Genomic DNA, 24,067 nt, shown 5'->3' on the forward strand with positions numbered 1-24,067 from the left:
ACATACATCCAGAAAGCCGGACTGGAGATCAAACCAGCGAGTTGATTCCTGACAGGCCCTTATCCGACCCGGATAACGGCCGCCAGAACCAGCTCGGCGGGTTCGGCTGGTTCTGGCCGCCCTTGTGCACCCCTGATAACGGCCGCCAGGACCAGCCGGGGGTGGTTCAGCTGGTCCTGGCGGCCGTATCGCGTCCGTTCGACCGCCATGCCGGCCGGCCGGGCGCGTATTCTCTGGTCGGCCTGGGGCGGCGTTACTGCGGTCCGCGTTTGCAGTGGGTGGTGGATTCGCCGCCGCCGTCGGGGGCGTCCACCCGGACGGTGACCTCGACGCAGCCGGTGGTGTCGAGCAGGATGTTGCCGAAGACCGGCTGGCCGTCGAAGGCCGTCGTGTAGGCGGTGCCGACCGTGCCGGTCGCCGGGCGGTGCGCGGTGATGGTGATCCGGACCGGGCCGGACAGGAACGTCAGGCGGTCGCTCGGCTCGAACCGGCCCCAGGACGCGTGACACTGTGGCGCGTGGCGCAGCACGGCCACCCCGAGCAGGTTTTCGTTGAGCGTGTTCACCTGCACGCGGTCCAGCTCGCGGATGCCGGCCGGGCCGTCGGCGCAGCCGCTTTTCTTCGGGTCGGCGTCGTCCTGGACCGCCTCGCCGCCCGAGCCGGGGAACCGGGCGGTCGGCTGCGGTGACGTCGAGGCGACCAGCGCTTCCGGGTCCGGCCGCAGCGGCGTGGCGTCGGTGCCGGCCGGGCCGCGGGTGACACCCCACAGGGTCAGCGCCCCGGCCAGGAGCAGCGCCGCGGCGACGGCCCCGACCAGCACAGCCCGGCGGCCCCGGCGCGCGGCCGGCGTCCCAGTGCCGGACGATGACCTGGCGTCGGCCGGCAAACCGGACCCGACCGGCCCGGAGCCAGGCAGCGCGGAGCCGACCGGCCCGGAGCCGACCGGCGCGGAGCCGACCGGCGCGGAGCCGGCCGGTAGGCCGGGGTCGAGCGGCGGGCCGACCTGGGCGCGGACCGTCAGCCAGCGATCGTGCCAGGCCTCGACCGGGCCGCCGCACGACTGCACGTACCCCTGGGTGACCTCCCAGGTCGGCAGGCGATGGCCGCTCGCGGCGGCCGACAGGCTCGCCTTGGAGGCGTGGGCGTGTTTCGCCATCTCCCGGTACGGCGGGTTGCCCGCCTCGACGCGCAGCTTGCGCAGGTCCGCGGCGAACTGCTGGACGGGCCCCGCGGACGGGTCGACGGGACGCTCGGGCCGGGGCATCGGGCGGCCTCCACTCTGCCGGCGGGATTCATCCTCATCACATCGTGGCCGGCCGGTTCTGGTACCCGGAATGTCGCGGTGCGGACAGAGTTGGCCGGAACGGCGTTGTCCAGCCTGGACAACGTTTCGGACAACCGGGTGATCTTGGTGTGGTGGGGGCGCAGGACTGGATTCCCAGGAACGGAGAGTTCACATGCGCCTTCGATCGAGCGTCCTGACCGCCGCCGTGATCGCGGCCCTCACCATGACCGGTTGCGACGATGCGGCCCCCGACTGGCCCCGTGTCGCCGGCCGTGACCTGAACTGCGCGAACGACACCGTCGAGGTGGTCGGCAAGGTCGTCGACTACGACATCGACCGGGACGGCACGGAAGACCACTTCGTCACGATGCGCTGCACCACGGGGGAGGGCGCGGCCACCCAGCCCGGCCAACTGGAGGTCTTTCGGGGCGGCACCCCGGCGGACAACCCGGCCAGGCTCGCCGTGATCGTGCGCAATTGGCAGAACCTGCAGCTGAGCGGGTGCATGACCTTCAATGGCGAGCAGGCGTTCACCAGCGGCACCGACGGCCGCACCACCGTCGTCTGGGCGGCGCGCTGGAACCCCGGCGCCAAACCTCAGCGGCTGGAGGTCACGAAGTGGCCCGATCCGGGACAGCTCGCCGGCTGCCCGTGACCGGGAGTCTTCTCAGGTGCGGGCCCGCCCGGGCCGATAGGCAGGGGCGGGCCCGCCCGGGCCGATGGGGCGGTTCAGCCCGGCCGCCTCTCGAAGGACCTTGATGCAGATCCGACTTCTCCTGACCGCGGCATCCGTCCTGCTGGCGACGGCGGTGGTGCCCGGTCCCGCGGTGGCGGCCGGGCGGCCGGGGGCGGTGGTGCACGCCGCGAAGACGTGGAAGCTGTTCAGGACGTATCGCGGCGTCGGCAGCTGGCAGAGCCCGGCGGTCACCCCGGCGAAGGACTACAAGGCGACCGTGACGTACGCCTGCACCGGCTCGTCCGGCGGCTTTGTGTATCTATTTTGGCAGGCCAAGCCGTACTCGTTCGAGGCCGCGACGTCGCCCAAGGCCCGGGGCACGGTGACGCTGCGCGGGCACGCGGGTGGCACGAAGGGCAACTTCCGGGTCAGTACCTGGATCGACTGCTCCTGGACCGTGAAGGTCTATCAATAGGTGTGCGGGTCGAGGATGCGGTAGACGTGGCGGCGGCGGTGCAGGGAGCGGACCGTCGGGTGCTCGGAGCCGAGGCGTTCGGCCAGCTGTTCGGCGATCTGCAGGTGGTCGGTGCGGGCGGCCAGCGCCAGGTTGCCCTGGCTCAGGTAGGTGTCCGGGTGGTCCTGGTCGAGGGCCACCACCAGCCGGTCCACCGTGTCGGCCAGCAGTTCGCGGCCGCGGTCGCGCTCGCCGGTCTCGATCAGGAACAGCGCCAGGTTGTTGTCGGCGGCCATCGTCGCCGGGTGGACCGGGCCCAGCAGCGTGTGCAGGGACGCGGCGGTGGCCCGCGCGATCGGCAGGGCCGGCTCGACCGCGCCGGCCTCACCGAGGGCGACGGCGAGGTTGTTGCGGCTGATCAGGACGTAGGGATGGTCCGGGCCGAACCGTCGTACCAGAATGGTCTCGATCTTCTCGAACTCGGCGCGGGCCGCGGCGAAATCGTCGGTCAGCAGCATGGTGGCGGCGCGGCTGAGCCTGGTGATCAAGGTTTCCGGGCCGTCCGGGCCGCCGCTGACGGTGAGCCTTTCGTACGCTTCGTCGAGCAACTCGCGGGCCTCGTCGACCTGGCCGGCGCCGCGCATCGACACCGCCAGGTTCGCCTGCACCGACAGCGCGTCGCGGGAGTGCTGGCCGTACAGTTTCTCGAAGCCCCGGCGCACCCCGCGCAGCAGGTTCACCGACTCCCGGTACTCGCCGGCCTCGCGCAGGTCACGGCCGAGGTTGCTGGCCGAGAGCAGGCTGCGGAAGTGGTCGTCGCCGAGGGCCTGCGCCATCCGTTGCAGCGTGGTCCGGTCCATCTCCAGGGCGCGCCGGAAGTCACCGGTCAGCCGGTACGACGTGCCCAGGTTGTTGGCGAACGCCAGCGTGCGCCGGTTGTCCTCGCCGAACCGGTCGGCCGACAGCCGGTACGTGCGGATGTCGCGCTCCAGGGCCTCCTGGTACTGCCCGAGCGCGCGCAGGTCGGCGCCGTAGCTGCCGGCGGTGAACAGCGTGTACGGGTGACTGTCGCCGATCAGGTCCTCCTGCGCCCGCAGCGTGTCCCGGTCCAGGTCCCGGGCCTGCGCGAACTCGCCGAGGCTGCGCAGCAGGTTGCCGCGGTGGAACCGCAGGTGCAGCAGCCGGACCAGCAGCGGGTGCCGGTGCTCGTCGTCCGGACCCAGCGCGTCGAGCTGGGCGGTCCAGCGCTCGTCGGCGCGCACCGCGTACTCCAGGCCCTGCTTGAAGTTGCCGACCAGGTAGATGTAGCGGATCCGGTCGATCACCAGCTGGCGCACGTCGTCGTCGTGGCAGTCCTCCGGCGCGGAGCCGTCCAGGTGGCTCCAGAGCAGCCGGAACCCGTCCCAGGTCTGCGAGTCCTCGACCTCGCCGGCCGGGCGGGCGCCGGCCAGCACCCGGTGCACCGCGTGCCGGACCTCGGCCAGGCGGTCCGGGGGCATCCGGTCGCGCAGCGCGCTCTGCAGCAGCCGGTGCACGGTCACCCGGCGCTTCTCCGGGTCGAGTTTGACCAGTGACAGCCGGTTGATCGGCTGCATCAGCGCGGAGGTGACGTCGTGCTCGGACATCCGGTCCGCGAGCTGGCGGGCCACGTCCTTGTCGTACTGGGCGATGACCCGGGCGACCTCGTCGCTGTAGAGCAGGCTCAGCGAGATGTCCGGTTGCAGTACCGAGGCCAGCTGCAGCAGCCGGTACGCGCCGTTCGAGGTGGCCCGCAACCGCTCCAGGATGACCTCCCACACCGCGGTCGCGGTGCTGCGCACGGTGCCGGCGTTGTCCAGCCCGGACAGGTAGTCCTCGGCGGAGCGGCCGGTGTCGTGCAGCCAGGCGGCGGCGAGCACCACCAGGATCGGCAGGTCACCGACCGCGTCGGCGACCCGGTCGGCGTCGGCGGTGCTCAGCGCGCTGCTGAGCCGGAACCGCAGGTGCGCGACGCTCTCCTCGCGGGTGAAGCCCTCCACGTCGATCACCTTGGCGACGTCGCCCCACTCGGCGTCGCGGGTGGTGATCAGCAGGTGGCCGCTGCCGCGGGGCAGGTAGCGTTCGATCTCGGCGTACCGGTCGACGTTGTCGAAGATCAGCAGCCAGCGCAGCGGGGTGCCCTCGCGGCCGCCGCCGCGGCTGAGCCGGCGCACCACCACGCCGGCGGTGTCGTCGACGGTGGCCCGCCGCGGATAGTTCAGCTCGGCGCCGAGGTCCGCCATGATCACTTCGACGAACTGGGGCGGGTCGGCCGGCACCCACCAGATCACGTCGTAGGCGCCCTGGAACCGGTGCGCGTACTCGATGGCCAGCTGCGACTTGCCCATCCCGGCGCCGCCGATCAGCGCCACCGGGGTGCCGCCGGCCCGTTTCAGGGTGTCGCGGATCCGGCGCAGCTCGAGGTCGCGGCCGGTGAACCGCGGGTTCTGGTTCGGCGCGTTGCGCACCTGCGGCGCGTCGCCGGGGAAGCGCGGCAGCGTCGCGTGCCAGTCGGACGTGCCGTGGTCGTCCGCGCCGACCAGCCGCAGCGCCCGTCCGATCGCCGACTCCGCGGTGTGCCCGTTGAGCGAGTCCCAGCTCTCGAAGTCGTCCGGGCCCGGGGTGCTGTCGGCGACGCAGAGCGCCACCGCGGACCGGTTGCCGTCGCCGCGGAACGTGTCGGAGTAGAGCACCACCTCGCGCGCCCCGGACTCGGCCGGCTGCGCGCCGGGCCCGCCGCCGTCGACCACGCGCAGCCGGGCCGCGGTGTAGACGGCCAGGGCCCATTCGGCCCAGACCTGGTCGGCCGGGGCGTACCGCAGCACCAGGGTCTCCTCGACCAGGGCCTGCTTGCGTTCGAAACGGGCCAGCACCTGCCGGCGCAGGGCCGGGTCCAGCGCCGGCATCCGGGTGACCCGGCCGCCGGTGATGTAGCCGGTCAGCCGCTCGTAGGAGGACAGCAGGCCGGCCGGGTCGCCGGGCTCGTCGCCGAAGGTGGCCAGCATCTCCTCGTACGCGTAGTACGTGCGGTACGGGACCTCCACCTCGTACCAGTAGCTGCGCCGCTCCTCCTCGGTCATCCCGGCCGGCAGCCGGGTGAAACGGCGCTTGGCCAGGGTCCGCCCGGCGGCCAGCTTGGACTGCTCGCCGGTGTCGACCCGCATCGGCACCGGCAGGATCCGGCGCAGCCGCTCGTCCTCGTACGTGCGGATCTGCGCGGCGACCGACGCGCCGCCGTCGATGCCCTGCTCGCTGAACGTGAAACAGTCGACGATCACGTCCGGCAGGTGGATCGTGCAGATGTCGGCGACGTCGCTCAGGCCGGTGCGGCTGTCCAGCAGGGTGTAGTCGTAGCGGCTCTTCATGTCCTCGCGCAGCGCGTCGAAGAAGTGCGCGCCGCCGAGCCGGTTGTAGAAGTCCTCCCAGTTCAGCCCGTTCAGGCTGGCCTCGTATTCCAGGCTGCTGTGCCCGGCGAGCAGCACGTCGAGCGAGCCGCCGCCGGGGAACGACCAGTTGATCGAGAAGGCGTACCGTTCGGCCTTGGCGTACTCGCGGTACCAGTCGGCGGGCCGGTCCTCGTCGGGCCCGCCGTTGCCGTCCTCGGCGCGCGGCAGGGTCGCCCACTGGTACTCGGTGATCAGCCCGATCACGCCGCGGGTGGTGGTGACCTGTTCCGGGGTGAGGAACGGCGCGAAGAACCGGTGCAGGCCCGGCGACTCCAGGTCCCAGTCGGCGACCAGCACCCGGTGCCCGTTGGCGGCCAGGATCCAGGCCACGTTCGCCAGCGCCATGGTCCGGCCGGTGCCACCCTTGTACGAGTAGAAGGTGACGATCTGGCCTTCGCGATCCACCATTGTCGACCTATCCTCGCTTGTCGTCGGAGGTCCTGCGCAGACTGGGTCGCGGCGTGCCGGGCGCGGTGACCACCGGCCCGTGCCGCAGGTACTGCTTGCGGGCCTCGGTCACCAGCAGCGGGGCGTTGCGGTCGAACTCGGCTGCCGTCCGGACCGGGCTCACCTGGTGCAGACCGGCGGTTCGCAGGATACCGGTGAGCGGGCCGACCGCCGCCGAGGCGCTCGCGACAACCAGCGCGATCACCCAGCGGGGCAGGCCGGCCACGGTGTCGCGGACGGTCTCCGGCGTGGCGTCCCCGTCGATCAGCAGCACCCCGGGCCGGCGGGCGGCCTGCCGGCGCAACTGCTCGGCGGGCAGCGGCTGGGCCGGGACCCCGAGCCGCTCGGCGGCCTCGATCACCTGGTCGCGCCGGGCACCGAGCCCGGCGCCGAGCGCGGACACGATCAGGGCCGGTTCACCGCCGCCGGCCGGCCGCGGCACCAGCGGCGCCGGCGGTGACGGCTCCAGCACCGAGTCGCGGGCCACGCCGGCGATCCGGTCGGTGAACGCCGCGACCAGGTCCCGGTACGCGTCGCGGTACACGCTGAGCATGCAGAGCGCGCGCAGCCCGTTCTCGGTGTACTCCACCGACTTGCCGACCACGGCGAACGCCTCGTCGAACTCGCGCCGGTTCTCCCACGGCGGCAGTGGTGTCCACACCACCGGGACCACGTGCCGGGCCGCCTCGGCCCGGCCCAGCCCGCGCAGCCGGGACCGGAACGAGTCCAGTTCGGCGGCCGCCCACGAGTTGCCGAAGTACTGCGGCGAGTAGAGCGGGACGAACACCCGGGCCCGGCCGATCTCGTCGGTCAGCCGGGCCCGGCGATCGGCGCCCGGCTCGAGCAGCCCGTCGTAGAACCCGGTCTCGTCGGCGCCGGTCCGGGCCCGGACCCCGTCGCTCAGGTCGTCGAAGAACCGTTTCACCCACGGGTCCAGCGTGCCGGAGCCACGGGCCGTGTTCGCATGACTGAGGAAGAAGATCACGTCGGGTCCTCCCCGAACTCCGTGGCCAGGCCGCGGAAGTCGACATCCTTGTCCGTCTCCACATCATGCGTCCAGAACGCGTCCGCGATCCACTGGGCGAGTTTCCAGACCACCGCTTCGTACACCTCGAGGCCCCGTTCACCGAGCTGCAGCAGGCCGTACAGACCTTCACTCTGATACAGCCGCGCCATCTCCGGCTGCGGCAGCGCCGGGGTGAACAGCTGCACCGCCCGGATCTCGCCGGGCAGCTGCTCGATCGGGAACGGGGTCCAGGACACCGGGATGATCGGGGTGGCGCCGTGCGACGACGTCGCGGTCGGGAACGTGCGGTGCGAGCGGCGGGTGAACGCGTGCCACTCGCGGGCGCACCACTCGCTGCCGGCGAACCGGGGCGAGATCAGCGGCACCAGGACCTGGCAGTGGCCGATCGCGTAGGCCAGGTCGTCGCTCCAGCGCTGCCCGCCGTCCATCTCGGCGTCCATGAATCCGGCCTCCTGCCCGGCCTGCAGGCCCAGCAGCTCGTCGACGTGGCCGTACAACGTGTCGTAGAAGTCGCGGACCAGGTGCGCGTCGCGGGTCGGGCGGGCCCGCTGCGGGCGGTGCGCATAACTGATGAAGAACACCGGCGTACGGTCACTCGAGGTCACGTCCCGGCCCCCCAGCCTCTGCGCCCGCCACGGTGGGAACCCACGATAGCGGCTGTCCACGATGGCGGGTCATCCAGTCGAGCGCGAAGTCGACGGCGGCCCGGATCGGGAACAGCCGGGTCCGTGCCGCGCCGACCCGGCCGGTGCGCACCGCCCCGGTGCGTTCGAACGCCGCGCCCAGCTCCGCGAAGTCGTGGTCGTCGTTGTGCGGGGCGAGAAAGTCGACGCGCCGGCGTTCCCCGCGCTCGTCGAGCACGTAGCAGCGGTGCGGCCGGACCCGTGGCGGGGTCGGCAGCCGGTACTCGGCCAGGTGGAACGTGGTGCAGTGCGCGTAGCCGACGCCGATCATCAGCACCGTGGCGCCGGCCGCGTAGAGCGCGCCGACCGGGGAGCGCTCACCCAGGTGACAGTCGAGGTCGTGCACCGCGGTCAGCTCGCGCGCACCCGGCCCGAGCGCCGCGAACGAGGTGTGCGGATGGGTGCTGCGCCGCGCGTCCGGGTGCTCGCGGACCCCCTCGGCGAAGATCCCCATCTCGTCCGACGGGGTGGTGTCCGGGTCGAACCCCTTGATCGCGGCCTCCCAGCCGGCCGCGGCCTCCGGGCTGCCGTCGGTCTCCCGGCGGAACAGGTGCGAGGTGGTCGAGTTCGCGGTGGTGTGCGTCGGGACGACCAGGGTGCCGTCCGCGGTGATCACCTGCTGGACCGCGCGGCGCAGCGCGGCCGGGCCCTCCGGCAGCCAGCCGACCGCGCGCAGCGAGCAGTGCACCAGCACGGTGCCGCCGGGGCGCAGCCCGGCCCGGCGCAGGTCGGCGCTGAGCGTCTCGCGGTTCACCATCCGTCCACGATGGCACGCATCCGCGCGGCGAACCGGGCGCCGGCCGGGTTCAGCAGCTCACCGGTGGTCAGCGCGCCGAGCGCGGCGGTGACCTCGTCGCGCAGCGCGGCGAACCGGGCCGCGGCCACCGGTCCGGGCCGCCGGCGCCAGACGTCGGCGACACCCAGGAACGCGTACGTGCCCTGCAGCGCGCCCTCGATCGGCCGGGGGCCGGCGCGCCACGGCACGTCGACCCGGCGCGGGTCGCGGGGGTCGAACATCGGGCAGACGTCCAGGACCGCGCCGAGCTTGAGGTGCTGCACCTCGTGGACCAGCAGCAGGGCCAGGGCGTCCGGGTCCTCCGGGGTGACCGCGACGGCGCCGAACGCGGTGCGGGCCGAGCCGGAGCGCTGCGTGCCGGTGCCGTCCGGGGCCAGCGGCACGATCGCGCGCAACGTGGCGGTGATGCCGGGCAGGTACTGCGGGGCGGTGGCGCGCAGGCTGTCCAGGGCGGCGTCCAGGCGCTGCCGCCAGGCGAGCACCGCGTCGTCGTCGAGCCGATCGGCAACGGTCAGCTCGTCGTAGGCGTTGCGCAGCGGGTCGGTGTCCTCGAGGCGGATGCCGGGGCGCAGCTCGCGGGTGGGCAGCCACTGCGGGGGTGGGTCGTCCAGTCGTACCGTCAGATTGTCGACGGCGAACCCGGCGGCGGACGTGCGGACCGGGACCACCGCATCGGCGCCGGTGAGGCGCAGCGCACCGAGCGTCGGCAGGACCAGCAGGCCGTCGCGGACCGGCACCCGCACGGTGATCGCGGCGCCGGCCCGGATCGCGGCCGCGGCGGCGAGATTCGCCAGGTGGGAGGCGTCGCTGCGGCGCACGAACGGCGACGTGAGCACCGCGCGGACCGCGTCCGGCGCGGACTCGTCGAGGGCGGCCAGCTGCGCCCAGCCGTCCGGTCCGGTCCGGCCGAGGGTGACCATCCGGGCCCGGGCCAGGGCCTCGTGGATCGGCGCCAGCTGGGCGACCGCGTCCGCGGCGCCCGCACCGCCGGCCAGCTCGTCGCGCACCCAGGTGGCCAGGCCGTCCCGCTCGTCCATGTAGTCGATCAACTCCTTCAGGTCGGCGCAGTACACCGACGGGTTGTCGAAACCGGTCGCCGCGCGGTAGCGGTGCGGGAACTGGCCGCCGCCGCAGCGGTCCACCACCGGGCAGGCGCGGCAGGTGGCGCTGAGCCCGTCGCGGCCGATCTGCCGGATCGCGATCATCGGGTGCGCGGACACCTCGTCGACGGTGGCGCCGAACACGTCCAGCCCGGTCGCGGCCGCCCCGTCGAAGGTCACCTTGAGCGAGTCGACCTGCTCGTAGGAGCCGTCGGTCTCGATCACCACGAGGTCGGCCGGGCCGAGCCCGACCGCCTCGGCGCCGACCACGCCGGGCGCCAGCAGCGCATCGAAGATCCGGATCGGGACCGTCCGCCCGTCCGCCGTCCAGCGCCGGAAGACCGCCGACAACCAGGTTCCGTACGACATCGCGCCGTCGAAAGCCGGCGGCGGTGTCTCCCAGGTGGCGTGCGGCAGCAGCAGGTCGAGCCGGGGCGGCCGCTCGGCCAGCAGCGCCCGGTACACCTCCACGGGGTCGTTGCGCAGGTCGATCGTGCACAGCAGACCCGCGTAGATCTCCCGGTTCGCCGGAGCCCGCAGCAGCTCCAGGGCCCGCAGCACGTGCTGGTGGCTGCCCCCGCCGTGCGCGAACCGGCGGTGCCGGTCGTGCGCGGTCAGGTTCCCGTCCAGCGACACACCGATCCCGATCCGGTGCTCGCGGGCGATCGCGCAGATCTGTTCGGTGAGCAGCACCCCGTTGGTCTGCATCCGCAGATCCAGCGCCGGCCCGACGGTGGCGCGCAGCTCGCCGGCGATCTCGGCCAGCCGGCGCGGGCCGGCCAGCAGCGGCTCACCGCCGTGCAGCACCACCCGCACGGTGGCGAGGTGGTGCTGTCGCGCGTGCTCGGCGATCCGCCCGGCGATCGTGGTGACCACGGCCGGGTCCATCGTCGGTGGCTGCCGGCGCCAGCCCTGGTCGGCGGCCTCGTAGACGTAGCAGTAGTCGCACTTCAGGTCGCACCGGCTGGCGATCTTGAGTACGTACTGGCTGATCGGGCTCGCGGTGATCGCTAGAGGGCCGAGCCGAAGGGTGCCGAGCGGATCCGGCCGAGGTCGGCCTCGTCGGGGGTGTCGGCGCCGCCCACCGAGGCGGCCCGAGCTGGGTCGATGCGGCCCAGCGGCGTACGGCGCAGATCCTCCAGCGGCGGTGCGTCCTGGCGCATGTCTTCGATGAGATCCACGTTCCGGCCCCCAGCAGACTCGACGGACAACAGCCCAACAATAGAAAACCTTCGACCTGTTGTCACCGCGTCCAGGGCGGCGTCCAGACATCGGCAGGTGCCGGCGGCGCCGCGGTGATCAGGTGCTCGCGCAGGGCGGCCAGGCCCGGGTGCGGGTTGCCGGCCCGGCTCAGCAGCGCGTGCGGGTAGACCGGGGTCGGCCCGGTGAGCGGGATCCGGCGCAGGTCGTGCCCGGCCGGCCAGACGTAGCGGTCCCGGCTGCCGACCAGGGTGGTCAGCTCGCCGGAGTCGGCCATCGCGTCCATCAGGGCCTCGGTGCCGAAGTTCGGGCCGATCCGGTCGATGTGCAGGCCGAACGCGGCGGTCAGCTCCGCGTAGTAGGCGGCCCACTCGGTGCCCGGCCGGATACCGGGGATCCAGATCCGGTGCCCGCTCAGCTCGGCCGGCGCGATCGTGGCCCGCCCGGCGAGCGGGTGCGCCGGCCCGGCCAGCAGCTGCAGCGGATCGTCGAGCACCCAGTGCGCCACGATCTGCTCCGGCAGCTCGGTCGCGGGCATCGGCACGGCGCGGAACGTCGCGTCGATCTCGCCGGACAGCAGCGCCGCGATCGCGTCGTGCACGTTCGCCTCGGGCAGCGGGACCAGCTCCAGGTCGACGCCCGGGTGGACCCGGTAGAACTCGCGGACCGCCTGGGCCGGGGCGATCCGCCGGTTCAGCACATCGACCCGCAGCGCCCGCTCGCCCGGCCGGACCGAGGCGGCCGCCCGGTCGACGGCGGTCAGCACCAGCCGGGCGTGCGGCAGGAACGAGCGGCCGTCCAGGGTGAGGCGGGCGCCGCGGGCCGTGCGCAGGAACAGCGTCACCCCGAGCGAGCGTTCCAGGGTCGCGATCCGTTTCGAGACGGCCTGCTGGGTGACCCGCAGCTCGGCGGCGGCCTGCTGGAACTGCCCGGCGGCGGCGACGGCGACGAACGTGCGTACGGCCTCGATGTCCACGCCGCGAGACTAGCCGGACAACCGTTGGTTGTGGCAGATCCCCGGTCCGTTGTTGGACCGCAGGCGCACCCCTCTGATCGGATGCTCCCGGTCAACGGATGGTTGTGACGGGGGGAGTGCGATGGTGCGGGAGAAGCTGGGCGGGTCGTTCGGTCTGCTGTGGACGGCGTTCGTGGCGTCCACGGCCGGCACCTGGCTGGGCTTCGGGGCGTTCGCCCTGATCGCGATCCAGGTGCTGCACGCCGGACCCGCGGCGGTCTCCGCGCTGGCCGCGGCCGCGACGGCAGCCGGGGCGCTGGTCGCGCTGCCGCTGGGGCCGTGGGTGGAGGCGCGCCCCAAACGCCGGGTCATGATCGGGGCCGACCTGGTGCGGTGCGCCGCGCTGCTCAGCGTCCCGATCGGGTACGCGTGCGGGCTGCTCAGCTACGCCCAGCTGGTGGTCGTCGCGGTGATCGGTGCGGTGGCGAACATCGCGTTCACCGCCGCCAGCGGCGCCTTCCTGCGCTCCGTCGTGCGGGAGGAGCAGCTGCTGACCGCGAGCGGCCGCCTGGAGTCGGCCGGCTGGATCGCCGTGGCCGCCGGCCCGCCGCTGGGCGGCGCGGCGGTCAAACTGTTCGGTCCGCTGGTCACCGTCGCCGCCAACGCGGCCGGCTTCCTGGTGTCGGCGCTGAGCGTGGGCGCGATCCGGGACCGCTCGCCACAACTGCCGGACCGGCCCGCCCCCGCGAGTGCGACGCTGGCGGACCGGTCTGTCCCGGATCGGGCGGCACTGCCGGACCGGTCCGTCCGGGCGTGGGCGGGCGAGCTGGTCGCCGGCTGGCGGTTCGTGCACGCCGACCCGGTGCTGCGCCCGCTGTTGCGCAACACCGTCGCCGTCAACGCCCTGATCATGGCCACCGAACCGCTGCTCGCCGTCCTGCTGCTGGCCGATTTCGGCTGGCCGGCCTGGCAGTACGGGCTCGCCTTCGGCCTGCCCTGCCTCGGCGGCTTCGCCGGCGCCCGCCTCGCCGGCGTCCTGGTGGCACGCTGCGGCAGCCGCCGGGTCCTGCGCGGCGCCGCGGTGGTGCGGGTGCTCTGGCCGGTGGGCCTGTTCTTCGTGACGCCGGGCCCGGCCGGCGTGCTCTTCGTGATCGTCGTCGAGCTGGCCCTGATCACCTGCATCGGCGTGTTCAACCCGGTGCTCGCGACCGAACGGCTGCGCCGGATCCCGCCCGAACGCACCGCCCGGGTACTGGTCGCCTGGAGCGTGACCAGCACCGCCGCGATCGCCGTGGCGACCGCGCTGTGGGGAGTGCTGGCCGCGTACACCGGGGCCCGGGTGGCGATCGGGATCGCCGGCGTGCTGCTGCTGGCGACCCCGTTGCTGCTGCTGCACCGCTCACCCGGACAGGTCGGTCCGCTGCCGCACCAGGTCCGCCCGCGCGCGGCGGGCCGCCCGCAGGTTCAGGGCCGCGACAAGACCCAGCCCGAGTACGACGATCAGGACCGAGGGTTCCGCCCGTTCCCGGGTGAGCGTGATGACCAGGGCCCCGGCGCTGAACACCAGCCAGGCCCCGGCGCCGAGCCACCCGGCGACCACCCGGTCCCGGGCGAACAACGGCGCCCGGCGGGTCAGCGCCCAGCCGGCGAACCCGGCCCACCCCAGACCGATCGTGATCAGCACGGCGAAGGCCACCGCGGTCCGGACCGGCAGTGCCGGTTCGGTGGCCCAGAGCAGACCGATCAGTCCGCCGCCGGTGAGCCCGGCCAGCCCGACGGCCAGATACCCGACCCGCGTCCGCAGTGACAGCACCCCGTCGAGCCGCGCCACGACCTCGTCCGGCGTCATGCTTGGTACCCCTTCCGTAGCAGTTCCCGGCGCAGCAGCCCCCGGGCCCGGTTGAGCCGGGACTTCACCGTGCCGACCGGCACCCCGCAGATCTGGGCGCAGGCGTCCAGCGACTGGTCCTCCAGGTGGAACAGCAGCAGCACCTCGCGTTCGCGGACCGGCAGCGCGGCCAGCGCCCCGGCCACCAGCTCCCGGTTGACCACGGCCTCGGCCTCGTCGCCGGGCGGCGGCTCGTCGACCGGTTCCGGGCTCGCGTAGGCCTCCCGGAGCCGGTTCAGCACCGCACGCCGGGCGATCACGAACAGCCACGGGGCGAACCGGTCCGGTTGTCTCAGCCTCGGCAGCCCCCGCACGACGGCCAGCCAGACCTCCTGCACCACGTCGTCGTCGGGGGCGCCGAGCATCCGCGCGACGTACCGTTCGACCGCCGGATGCCAGGCCCGGACCAGCTCGGCGAAGGCCGGCCGCTCACCCAGCTGACAACGGACCACCAGCAATGCGTCGCTCATCGGCCCTCCTTCGGTTGTTCAGTCGTGGGCCGGCCCGGGAAGGTTCACGCTTCAAGGTGCGGTGATCTCGTACCCTCGGGCCTCTCACCTCCAGGAGGCAGTCGTGGCATTGTCAGGTCGGGACTGCCCGGATTGCGGCCGCCGCGTCAGCGAGCCGTTCCAGCAGACGATCACCGGCCGGGAGGTCTGCCCGGACTGCGCCAACGCGCTGTTCATGGGCTCCGCCGCGGGCGCGGTCACCGGGGACGTCGGCGCGGGCTACGGCGTCTGGGCGATGCTGATGCGCAAAATTCGGCGTGCGGAGTGAGGAAACTCTGCGTGTCATAACTTGATTGATTCCAGAAAAGGGTACTAGGGTCGTCGCCATGGCGTCCGACTTCGAGGTGCAGCTTCGTGCGGCCTCGCTGCGCGTGACCCGGCCCCGGCTGGCGGTGCTCGCCGCGCTGCGCGACCACCCGCACATCGACACCGATGCGGTGATCGCGCTGGTGCGCACCGATCTCCCCGCGGTCTCCCACCAGGCGATCTACGATGTGCTGCGTGCGCTCACCGACGCCGGTCTGGCGCGTCGCATCCAGCCCGCCGGCGCGACCGCCCGGTACGAGATGCGGGTGCGGGACAACCACCATCACGTCGTGTGCCGGTCCTGCGGCGCCATCGCCGACGTCGACTGCACCCTTGGCGACGCCCCCTGCCTGACCGCCTCGGACGACCACGGGTTCGTCATCGACGAGGCGGAAGTCGTGTATTGGGGCACCTGCCCCGAATGCCTGCCCCGTTCGGAAGGAATCAGATGAGCGACACCCAAGACCCGAAGGCCTCCGGTTGCCCGGTCGCGCACGACTCGGTCACCGCGAGCGGCAGCGAGAGCGAGAACCCGGCGATCGACGCGCCCACCCCGAAGGCGAGCGGCCGCCCGCACACCAACCGGGACTGGTGGCCCAACCAGCTCGACCTGTCGGTGCTGCACGCCCACTCGTCCAAGGGCAACCCGCTGGGCGAGGACTTCGCCTACGCCGCGGCGTTCGCCAAGCTGGACGTCGAGGCGCTCAAGCGTGACATCACCGAGGTGCTCACCACCTCGCAGGACTGGTGGCCGGCCGACTTCGGTCACTACGGCGGCCTGATGATCCGGATGAGCTGGCACGCGGCCGGCACGTACCGCATCGAGGACGGCCGTGGTGGCGCCGGCGACGGCGGCCAGCGGTTCGCCCCGCTGAACAGCTGGCCGGACAACGCGAACCTGGACAAGGCCCGCCGGCTGCTCTGGCCGGTCAAGGCGAAGTACGGCCAGGCCGTCTCCTGGGCCGACCTGCTGGTGCTGGCCGGCAACGTCGCGCTGGAGTCGATGGGCTTCAAGACCTTCGGCTTCGGTTTCGGCCGGCAGGACGTCTGGGAGCCCGAGGAGATCTTCTGGGGCCCGGAGGACACCTGGCTCGCCGGTCGCTACGTCTCCGAGAAGGAGATGGCGCCGGGTGTCGGCGCGACCGAGATGGGTCTGATCTACGTCAACCCGGAGGGTCCGGGCGGTAACGCCGACCCGCAGGCCGCCGCGCACTTCATCCGCCTGACCTTCGGCCGGATGGCGATGAACGACGAGGAGACCGTCGCGCTGATCGCCGGTGGTCACACGTTCGGCAAGACCCACGGCGCCGGTGTCGCCGACGGCCACGTCGGCGCGGAGCCCGAGGGCGCCCCGATCGAGGCGCAGGGCCTGGGCTGGCTGAGCACGCACGGCAGCGGCAAGGGCGGCGACACCATCACCAGCGGGCTCGAGGTCACCTGGACCGACAAGCCGACCGAGTGGAGCAACCGCTTCTTCGAGATCCTCTTCGGCAACGAGTGGGAGCTGACCACCAGCCCCGGTGGCGCGAAGCAGTGGGTCGCCAAGGACGCCGAGGCGATCATCCCGGACGCGCACGACGCGACCAAGAAGCACAAGCCGACCATGCTCACGACCGACCTGTCGCTGCGCGTCGACCCGGCGTACGAGAAGATCTCCCGGCACTTCCTGGAGAACCCGGACGCGTTCGCGCTCGCGTTCGCCAAGGCCTGGTACAAGCTGCTGCACCGCGACATGGGCCCGGTCGAGCGTTTCCTCGGCCCGTGGGTGCCGGAGGCGCAGCTCTGGCAGGACCCGGTGCCGGCTGTCGACCACGAGCTGGTCGGCGACGCCGACGTGGCCGCGCTCAAGGCGAAGGTGCTCGAGTCGGGTCTGAGCATCGGGCAGCTGGTCTCGACCGCGTGGGCCTCGGCCGCCACGTTCCGCTCCACCGACAAGCGCGGTGGCGCGAACGGCGCCCGGATCCGCCTCGAGCCGCAGCGCGGCTGGGAGGTCAACCAGGGCACCGGCGACGTGATCGCCACGCTCGAGGGCATCCAGCAGGAGTTCAACAACGCCGGCGGCGCCAAGATCTCCCTCGCGGACCTGATCGTGCTGGCCGGTTCGGCCGCCGTCGAGAAGGCCGCCAAGGACGGCGGTGTCGAGGTGACCGTGCCGTTCAGGGCCGGCCGCACCGACGCCACCCAGGAGCAGACCGACATCGAGTCGTTCGCGGTCCTCGAGCCGCGCGGCGACGGGTTCCGCAACTACCTGCGCCCCGGCGAGAAGACCCAGCCGGAGGTGCTGCTCATCGACCGCGCCTACATGCTGAACCTGACCGCCCCGGAGACCACCGTCCTGGTCGGTGGCCTGCGCGCGCTCGGCAACAACGTCGCCGGCGCGGCCCACGGCGTGCTCACCGACAAGCCCGGTGTGCTCACCAACGACTTCTTCGCCAACCTGCTCTCCCCGGGCACCAAGTGGAAGGCCGCGGAGTCCCAGGAGCACGTCTACGAGATCCAGGACGCCACCACCGGCGAGGTCAAGTGGACCGCCACCGCGGTCGACCTGATCTTCGGCTCGAACTCGCAGCTGCGCGCCCTCGCCGAGGTCTACGCCAGCTCTGACGCCCGCGAGAAGTTCGTCACCGACTTCGTCGCCGCCTGGACCAAGGTCATGAACAACGACCGCTTCGACAAGATCTGATCAGTTTCTCCCGCTTCACCCGACGAGCCCGGCCACGGCGGCCGGGCTCGTCGCTGTTCTCCCGGCTTGCGGTCTTTTCTCGGGTACGCATACGGAGCGCCCGCCCGCAGGCTACGAGCCGAGTCCCGCGGTGGCCTCGCGCGACACCGTCCCCGCTCCCGGCCGCGGCGCGCCGCCCGGTTCTCCGGCTGGTGCTCAGGGGTGCCTCAACCACGGTGAGGCACCCCTGAGCACCAGCCCGGCACGCCGCGCGCCGTCAGCGGGGATCGCTCTGCAACAACCGGTCCAGGACGTCGCGGGCGGCGCCGAGCTGCTGCATCGCGCGGGTGATCCGGGCACGTTCGGCCGCGAGCCCGTCGAGCAGCTCCGGGCACGTCGGCGCCAGCACGGTCACGTCGTCCGGGATGCACGGCAGGATCTCGGCGATCGCGGTGGTGTTCAGGCCCGCGGACAGCAGCAGCTGGATGTGCCGGACCACCCGCAGCGCCTGCTCGTCGTACTGGCGGTAGCCGCTGGCCAGCCGCGCCGGGTGCAGCAGGCCCTGCTCCTCGTAGTAGCGCAGCGCGCGCGGGGTGGTGCCGGCCCGCCGGGCCAGGTCGCTGATCCGCATGTCCACGAGCAGATCAAGGCTTGACTCTCACGTCAACGTGAAGGTTTAGCGTCACCGGCGTGACACGACACAGTGACATCGCCGTACTGGGACTCGGGCCGATGGGCCGCGCACTGGCTGCCGCCGCCCTCGCCGCCGGGCATCGCACGGTGGTCTGGAACCGCTCGCCGGGCAAGGCGGCATCGCTGGTGGAACAAGGTGCGATGCTCGCACCGACCGCAGCCGACGCGACCCGCGAGGCGCCGGTCGTGATCACCTGCATGATCGACTATGCGGCGGTCCGGGCGACCGTGACCGGCCCGGTCGCCGGGATCCTGGTCAACCTCAGCAGCGGCCACGCCGGGCAGGCCCGGGACATGGCGGCCTGGGCCGCCGATCGGGGCATCGACTACCTGGACGGCGCGATCCTGACGCCCGCGCCGACGATCGGGACACCGGCCGCGACGATCCTCTGCAGCGGGCCGCGCGCCCTCTTCGACCGCAGCCGCCCCGTGCTGGACGGCGGCAGCATCTACCTCGGTGCGGAGATCGGTGCCGCGGCCGCCTACGAGATGGCGCTGCTCGACCTGTTCACGATGGCGGTCGGCGGGCTGGCGCACGCGTTCGCGCTGGCCGGTGCCGAGGGCATCGCGCCGGCCGATTTCGCCCGGTTCGCGAGGGGGATCGGCGCGCTGCTGCCCGGGATGGCCGACCGGTTCGCCGAGCAGCTGACCACGGACTCGTTCCCGGCCGACGTCTCCAGCATCGCCTCGGCCGGGTCCGCCGTCTCCCACGTCATCGACGCGGCCGCCGTACACGGCCTGGACACCGCGCCGCAGCGGGCCGTGCGGTCGATCATCGAGCGCGCCGTCGCGGCCGGCCACGGCGGGGACAGCTACGCGAGGCTGGCTTCCAGGGGTGTCTCAACCCGGTTGAGACACCCCTGAGCACCAGCCGGCGACCGCGGGTCGCGCAGCGGCCTTGACCCGGGCGGCGTCGCGGGGGTCAGTGAGCCGCGCCGTAGGCGGCGCGGCTCAGGTGGATCAGGTCGTCGAGATGCGGTGGGGGAGCGTCGGGCCACCAGGCCAGCCAGACCGGGATCGGCGGGGTGTGGCGCAGCATCCGGTAGGCCACGCCCGGCCGCGGGTTCTGGTGGGCGGTCGCCTCCGAGGTCACCCCGACCGCCTGGTTCGCGGCGATCAACGTCAGCCATTCGTCGACCCCGTGCGTGGCGCGGACCGTCGCCGGGGGCGGCTCCGGGTCCCACAGGTCCAGGGTGGTGGTGCCGGTGCGGGCATCGATCGCCACGGGGTAGCGGGACAGGTCGGCGAGGCGCAGCGAGCGCCGCCGGGCCAGCGGGTTGTCGGTGGCGACCGCCGCGTACCGGGCCTCCGTGCCGATCCGGGCGGTGCTGAACCGCGGATCCTCGAGCGGTTTGCGGAGCACCGCGACGTCGGCGACACCCTCGCTCAGCCCGGCGGTCACGGTGTTGGCGTGCACGAACACCAACGGGATGCCGGGCCGCGCCGCTGCCCAGGCCCGCTGCAGCCGCCGGGTGTGCTTGCCGAGCGCCGCCCAGGCGTACCCGATCCGGACCTCGTGCGGGGTGCTGCGGGCGGCGATCCGCTGCAGGTGGGCCAGCTCGTCGAGGATCCGCCGGGCGCCGGCCAGGACCTGCGTGCCGGTGGCAGTCAGGTTCACCTGCCGGGTGGTGCGGTGCAACAGCCGCACACCCAGCGACTCCTCGAGCGCCGCGACCGCCCGGGACACCGCGGCCTGCGACGTGCCGAGCTCGGCCGCCGCGTCGGTGAACGTCCCGGCGTCGACCACTGCGACCAGCGCCCGCAGGTGCTGCAACCGCACATCCATACGCTCAGCGTATAAGTCAGTCGCCGGGCGCATTTCCCTCCGGGCCGGTGGCAGGCTTCGATGAGCACATGACCACATCAGCGCGGCGCGCGGGGCTGGCCGCCATGGTGATCGGCGCGGCCAGCAGTCAGGTCGGCGCGGCCGTCGGTGCGCACGCGTTCGGCGCCGTCGGGCCGGCCGGGGTGGTCGCGATCCGGCAGGTCGTCGCGGCCGCCGTGCTGCTGCCGGTCGCCCGGCCGCCGCTGCACCGGTTCCGGTGGCCACAGTGGTGGCCGACGATTCTGCTCGGGCTGGTTTTCGCGACGATGAATCTCACCCTTTACACCGCCGTCGACCGGGTCGGTCTGGGCCTCGCGGCGACACTCGAATTCCTCGGGCCGCTCGGGGTGGCGCTGGCCGGCTCCCGTACCAAAAAGGATGTTGTCTGTGCGGTCGGCGCGGGCGCCGGGGTTTATGTCTTGGTTCTCCCGCACGGCGGCAGTGACTGGTTCGGCATCGGGTGCGGGCTGGTCGCGGCGTGCTGCTGGGCCGGCTACATCCTGCTCAACCGGCTGCTCGGCCGCCGGCTGCCCGGTCTGCAGGCACCCGCCGCGGCCACCACGGTCTCCGTGCTGCTCTACCTGCCGGTGCTGGCCTGGCTGATCGGGCAAGGTCGATTGACCGGCGCCGCGCTGCTGTTCGCGATCGGCGCCGGCGTATTCAGCTCGGTCATTCCCTATGTGGCTGATCTGCTCGCCCTGCGCCGCGTCCCGGCCGGTTTTTTCGGCGTGGTGATGAGCATCCACCCGGTTTTCGCGGCCATGGCCGGCCTGATCCTGCTCGGCCAGGTCCCGCCGCCACACGTCTGGCTCGGCATCCTCGTTGTGGTCGGCGTCAACGCGGTCGCCGCGACATCCAGACCAAAACCGGTTAAGACCTTTCCGGTACGACGTGACAGCCGCTACGTTGGCCATCAGTGAGAGAGCGCTCTCAACCGGTTGAGCAGAGGGGTTCGCGCCCATGGAGAGCATCACCAAGAACCGGCAGACCCCGGCGGTCCTGCTCGCGATGATCGAGCGCGCCTACGGTGCCGCCGAGGTCCCGGCCGGCGCGGACTGGTGCAGCGAGCTGGGCCACGGCTGGTTCAACGTGGCCTACCGGATCCGGCTGCGCTCCGGCCGCGAGGTGGTCCTGAAGATCGCCCCGCCGCCGGCCGTCGAGGTGATGACGTACGAGCGCGGCGCGATGGCGACCGAGCTGGCCGCGCTGGGCCTGATCCGGGCGCACACCACGGTGCCGGTGCCGCAGGTCGAGTTCGCCGACCGCAGCCACGAGCTGTGCGACGCGGACTGGTTCGTCATGCCGTACGTCGACGCGGACAACCTCGGCCTGCTCGCGCAGACCCCCGAGGAGCGGGACGCGGTCAACAAATCTCTCGGCGCGCTCAATCGCGACCTCAACGCCATTGTCGGAGAGGGGTTCGGCCAGCTCGGCGGCCCGTACGAATCCACCTGGCGGGCCACCTTCCTCGCGATGATCGAGGGCGTGCTCCGCGACGGCGAGCGCCGGGCGGTCGACCTCGGCCACGACTACGCCGAGGTGCGCGCGGTGATCGCCGCGAACGCCGGGTGCCTCGACGAGGTGACCGAGCCCCGGTTCGTCGAGTGGGACCTGTGGGACAGCAACGTGATGGTCCGCGACGGCGCGATCGTCGCGATCATCGACCACGAACGCGCCTTCTACGGCGACCCGCTGATCGAGGCGGGTTTCACCGGCAGCGAGCTGCCCGCGTTCGGCGACTCGTCGGCGTTCATCGAGGGCTACGGCCGGGGCCCGGCCACCGAACCGGAACGGGTCCGCCGCCGGCTGTACTGCCTCTACCTGGTGCTGATCATGGCGATCGAGACGGCGTACCGGAACTTCCCCGGCACCGCCAACTACGACTGGGCCCGCGATCGCCTGGACGAATCAATGGCCCTGTTCGATCGGGGAACGAGCTGAGTCAGACCGACGCGCTCGGCACCCGCCCGGTCGGGCCGCTGCTCTGGCAGGCCTGCTCGCAGACCACCGTCTCGGTCAGCGTCTACGGCGTCTACGCGCTGACCAACGCCTGGTTCGTCGGTCACGGCGTCGGCCCGGGCGCGATGGCCGCGGTCAACCTGGCCGCGCCGGTGCTGCTCGTGCTCGGCGCGGTCTCCGGCACGGTCGGCGCCGGCGGCGCGTCGCTGGTCTCCCGCCGGCTCGGGGCGGGCGACCCGGCCGGCGCCGCCCGCGCGGCCGGCAACGCGCTCGTGCTGTTCTGGCTGACCGCGTCGGTGATCACGGTGGCCGGACTGCTGGGGCTGGACCCGCTGGTCGGCGCGCTCGGCGCGGACGCCGCGACCCGCGACGACACCCGGGCGTACGCGATGGTCCTGCTCGCCGGCGCCCTGCTGACCACCGGGTTCACCGCGGTGGTCCGGGCCGAGGGGCGGATCCGGTTCGCCACCTGGCAGTGGGTGATCGGGGTGGTCATCCAGGTCACCCTCGACCCGTTGCTGATCTTCGGGCTGCACCTCGGCGTGCGCGGAGCGGCCCTCGGCACGATCGCCGGTACGGCCGCCTCGGCCGGGATGAGCCTGTGGTTCTTCTTCGTCCAGCGCGACCGGCCGTACCGGATCCGCCGTGCCGACCTGCGCCCGCACGCGCCGACCGTGCGCGCGCTGCTCGGGGTCGGTGCGCCGTCGCTGCTGGCCGGGCTCGGCACGACGCTGCTCGCCGTGCTGGTCAACAACCTGCTCGGCGGGGTCGCCGGAGCGGTGGCGCTGGCCGCCTACGCGGTCTGCGTACGGCTGCAGACCTTCGTGTTCATGCCGCAGCTGGGCATCAGCCAGGGCCTGCAACCGATCGTCGGGTTCAACGCCGGCCGCGGGCGGCCCGCCCGGGTCCGTCGTGCCCGGGTGCTGGCGCTGCGCGCGAGCCTGACCTACGGTGCGGCGGCCGCCCTGGCGCTGACCGTGCTCGCCGGCCCGCTGATCCGGATCTTCGTCGACGACCCGGTGATCACCCCGGTGGCGGTACGGGCGCTGCGGATCATCGCGGTGGGCGTCGCCGTCGCCGGGGTGGCCCCGCTGGTATCGGCGTATTTCCAGTCCCTGGGCCGGACCCGCCCGTCGTACCTGATCTCGGTCGGCAGTCTCCTGCTGATCAAAGTGCCGTTGCTGCTGGCGCTCCGCCACACCGGCCTGACCGGCGTCTGGCTGAGCCTGGCCCTCGGCGAGCTGATCACGGCCACGGCGGCGTTGCTCCTGCTGCGCCGTCACGGAGGCGCCGAGCTCAGGTGAGGTGCCAGGTTCCGTCGGTGGGGGAGTAGACCGCGACCCGGTCCACCCGGTCCGGGATCGGGTCCGCGAGCCGCCACGGCCCGGTGGTCACGGCCAGGTGCACCGTGTGGTCGCCGGCCAGGTGACCGATCCAGTCCGGGCTCTCGGCGAGCAACGCCGCGATCATCACGTCCGGCGGGTGCTGCACCACGACCGGTTCCTCCTCGGTCAGCGGGGAGCCGACCAGCAGCGCGAGCAGGCGGCCCAGCACGGCCGGGGCGACCGCCGGATCGGTCGACTCCACGGTGACGTAGCAGTCGTCGTGGCCGGTGTAGTGCAGCGTGCAGCCGGGCAGGGTCGGCAGGATCGGCCGGTCGTGGCGGGCGGTGCCGAGGGCCAGCCCGATCTCGTCCAGCCGGTCGGCGCTCGGTGAGCCCGGCATACCCACCACCGTCGTCTGGTAGGGCGTCCAGCCGCCGTCGAGCAACTGGAGCAGCGACGCGGGCGTCATCACCAGGCCCTCGGCGCTGAGACCCATCGTGGCCAGGCCGCTGAAGTCGTGGACCGTGCACGGCGTCGCCCGGATCGCCGCGATCCCGGCCGGCGTCCAGGGTTTGATGTCGTTGGTCAACCAGCTGTTGGTGTGCAGATCCGCCACCAGCACGGTGTCCACCCCGGCCGGGATCAGCAGGTCGGCCAGTTCCGAGGCCCGGGCCGCGGTCGCCTGCACCGAGAAGCACCCGGCCGACTCACGCACACTGAAACTCAACGGGAACGGATTCCCGGGCGAGCCCACGCAGTTGGTGGCGAACGCGACGTGGATCTGCACTTCGACCTGCACGGATCTCCTCAGTG

The 24,067-nt window shown here is 72.7% G+C and carries 22 protein-coding genes; 10 read left to right on the forward strand and 12 right to left on the reverse strand.

Annotated elements, in window-relative coordinates:
* Positions 1-253 precede the first annotated feature (253 nt).
* A complete protein-coding gene (locus Apa02nite_RS47130; protein WP_203830975.1) occupies positions 254-1,264 on the reverse strand; it encodes a hypothetical protein in 1,011 nt (336 codons plus the stop codon).
* A gap of 193 nt (positions 1,265-1,457) precedes the next feature.
* Here Apa02nite_RS47130 and Apa02nite_RS47135 point away from each other — a divergent pair, with 193 nt between their 5' ends.
* Entirely contained in the window at positions 1,458-1,940 is a 483-nt protein-coding gene (locus Apa02nite_RS47135) for a hypothetical protein (protein WP_203830976.1), read from the forward strand.
* Between the two features lie 103 nt (positions 1,941-2,043).
* On the forward strand, positions 2,044-2,436 hold the full coding sequence (locus Apa02nite_RS47140; protein ID WP_203830977.1) for a hypothetical protein: 393 nt from the start codon (positions 2,044-2,046) through the stop codon (positions 2,434-2,436).
* Here Apa02nite_RS47140 and fxsT read toward each other — a convergent pair.
* The 7 genes from fxsT to Apa02nite_RS47170 form a co-directional block, all read right to left on the reverse strand.
* The gene (fxsT, locus tag Apa02nite_RS47145) at positions 2,430-6,287 is read right to left on the reverse strand and encodes an FxSxx-COOH system tetratricopeptide repeat protein (protein WP_203830978.1); all 3,858 of its coding nucleotides are present in this window, start codon (positions 6,285-6,287) and stop codon (positions 2,430-2,432) included. The genes Apa02nite_RS47140 and fxsT overlap by 7 nt on opposite strands.
* Positions 6,288-6,294: 7 nt before the next feature.
* Positions 6,295-7,311 carry a TIR-like protein FxsC gene (locus Apa02nite_RS47150; RefSeq protein ID WP_203830979.1) on the reverse strand — a complete coding sequence of 339 codons (1,017 nt, stop codon included), beginning with the start codon at positions 7,309-7,311 and terminating at the stop codon, positions 6,295-6,297.
* Positions 7,308-7,958: a TIR-like protein FxsC gene (locus Apa02nite_RS47155; protein ID WP_203830980.1), complete on the reverse strand. Its 651-nt coding sequence runs from the start codon at positions 7,956-7,958 to the stop codon at positions 7,308-7,310. The genes Apa02nite_RS47150 and Apa02nite_RS47155 overlap by 4 nt, the downstream gene beginning before the upstream one ends.
* A complete protein-coding gene (locus Apa02nite_RS47160) occupies positions 7,945-8,793 on the reverse strand; it encodes an AAC(3) family N-acetyltransferase (protein ID WP_203830981.1) in 849 nt (282 codons plus the stop codon). Before Apa02nite_RS47160 ends, Apa02nite_RS47155 begins: the two co-directional genes overlap by 14 nt.
* The gene (locus tag Apa02nite_RS47165) at positions 8,787-10,940 is read right to left on the reverse strand and encodes an FxsB family cyclophane-forming radical SAM/SPASM peptide maturase (RefSeq protein WP_239165073.1); all 2,154 of its coding nucleotides are present in this window, start codon (positions 10,938-10,940) and stop codon (positions 8,787-8,789) included. The genes Apa02nite_RS47160 and Apa02nite_RS47165 overlap by 7 nt, the downstream gene beginning before the upstream one ends.
* A gap of 2 nt (positions 10,941-10,942) precedes the next feature.
* Positions 10,943-11,113, reverse strand: coding sequence for a hypothetical protein (locus Apa02nite_RS51730; protein WP_239165076.1), 171 nt, complete (start codon positions 11,111-11,113; stop codon positions 10,943-10,945).
* Between the two features lie 62 nt (positions 11,114-11,175).
* Complete coding sequence (locus Apa02nite_RS47170; protein WP_203830983.1) at positions 11,176-12,108, reverse strand: LysR family transcriptional regulator; 933 nt, start codon at positions 12,106-12,108, stop codon at positions 11,176-11,178.
* A gap of 121 nt (positions 12,109-12,229) precedes the next feature.
* Here Apa02nite_RS47170 and Apa02nite_RS47175 point away from each other — a divergent pair, with 121 nt between their 5' ends.
* A complete protein-coding gene (locus Apa02nite_RS47175; RefSeq protein WP_203830984.1) occupies positions 12,230-13,894 on the forward strand; it encodes an MFS transporter in 1,665 nt (554 codons plus the stop codon).
* A 38-nt stretch (positions 13,895-13,932) separates the two neighbouring features.
* Here Apa02nite_RS47175 and Apa02nite_RS47180 read toward each other — a convergent pair whose 3' ends face one another.
* Positions 13,933-14,445, reverse strand: coding sequence for an RNA polymerase sigma factor (locus Apa02nite_RS47180; RefSeq protein WP_203830985.1), 513 nt, complete (start codon positions 14,443-14,445; stop codon positions 13,933-13,935).
* A 103-nt stretch (positions 14,446-14,548) separates the two neighbouring features.
* Here Apa02nite_RS47180 and Apa02nite_RS47185 point away from each other — a divergent pair, with 103 nt between their 5' ends.
* The 3 genes from Apa02nite_RS47185 to katG are packed head-to-tail and all read left to right on the forward strand — an operon-like array spanning position 14,549 to position 17,473.
* A complete protein-coding gene (locus Apa02nite_RS47185; protein WP_203830986.1) occupies positions 14,549-14,752 on the forward strand; it encodes a hypothetical protein in 204 nt (67 codons plus the stop codon).
* 58 nt (positions 14,753-14,810) lie between these two features.
* Entirely contained in the window at positions 14,811-15,242 is a 432-nt protein-coding gene (locus tag Apa02nite_RS47190; RefSeq protein ID WP_067703666.1) for a Fur family transcriptional regulator, read from the forward strand.
* Complete coding sequence (gene katG / locus Apa02nite_RS47195; protein ID WP_203830987.1) at positions 15,239-17,473, forward strand: catalase/peroxidase HPI; 2,235 nt, start codon at positions 15,239-15,241, stop codon at positions 17,471-17,473. Before Apa02nite_RS47190 ends, katG begins: the two co-directional genes overlap by 4 nt.
* 256 nt (positions 17,474-17,729) lie before the next feature.
* Here the strand turns inward: katG and Apa02nite_RS47200 are convergent, their stop codons facing one another.
* Positions 17,730-18,083, reverse strand: a complete 354-nt coding sequence (locus tag Apa02nite_RS47200; RefSeq protein ID WP_203830988.1) for a MerR family transcriptional regulator — start codon at positions 18,081-18,083, stop codon at positions 17,730-17,732.
* Between the two features lie 59 nt (positions 18,084-18,142).
* Here Apa02nite_RS47200 and Apa02nite_RS47205 point away from each other — a divergent pair, with 59 nt between their 5' ends.
* Complete coding sequence (locus Apa02nite_RS47205) at positions 18,143-19,009, forward strand: NAD(P)-dependent oxidoreductase (protein ID WP_239165070.1); 867 nt, start codon at positions 18,143-18,145, stop codon at positions 19,007-19,009.
* Between the two features lie 58 nt (positions 19,010-19,067).
* Here the strand turns inward: Apa02nite_RS47205 and Apa02nite_RS47210 are convergent, their stop codons facing one another.
* Positions 19,068-19,931 (reverse strand): LysR family transcriptional regulator, encoded by an 864-nt coding sequence (locus tag Apa02nite_RS47210; RefSeq protein ID WP_203830989.1) that lies wholly within the window; start codon positions 19,929-19,931, stop codon positions 19,068-19,070.
* Positions 19,932-19,999: 68 nt separating this feature from the next.
* Between Apa02nite_RS47210 and Apa02nite_RS47215 the strand changes: the two genes are divergently transcribed.
* The 3 genes from Apa02nite_RS47215 to Apa02nite_RS47225 are packed head-to-tail and all read left to right on the forward strand — an operon-like array spanning position 20,000 to position 23,233.
* Entirely contained in the window at positions 20,000-20,890 is an 891-nt protein-coding gene (locus tag Apa02nite_RS47215) for an EamA family transporter (protein ID WP_203830990.1), read from the forward strand.
* 40 nt (positions 20,891-20,930) lie between these two features.
* Positions 20,931-21,911: a phosphotransferase family protein gene (locus Apa02nite_RS47220; protein WP_203830991.1), complete on the forward strand. Its 981-nt coding sequence runs from the start codon at positions 20,931-20,933 to the stop codon at positions 21,909-21,911.
* Between the two features lie 38 nt (positions 21,912-21,949).
* On the forward strand, positions 21,950-23,233 hold the full coding sequence (locus Apa02nite_RS47225; protein ID WP_275412914.1) for an MATE family efflux transporter: 1,284 nt from the start codon (positions 21,950-21,952) through the stop codon (positions 23,231-23,233).
* Here the strand turns inward: Apa02nite_RS47225 and Apa02nite_RS47230 are convergent.
* Positions 23,226-24,053, reverse strand: a complete 828-nt coding sequence (locus tag Apa02nite_RS47230; RefSeq protein ID WP_203830992.1) for a hypothetical protein — start codon at positions 24,051-24,053, stop codon at positions 23,226-23,228. The two genes, Apa02nite_RS47225 and Apa02nite_RS47230, sit on opposite strands and share 8 nt — an antisense overlap.
* Between the last annotated feature and the right edge of the window lie 14 nt (positions 24,054-24,067).

The organism is Actinoplanes palleronii, from assembly GCF_016862315.1.
Classification (GTDB): domain Bacteria; phylum Actinomycetota; class Actinomycetes; order Mycobacteriales; family Micromonosporaceae; genus Actinoplanes; species Actinoplanes palleronii.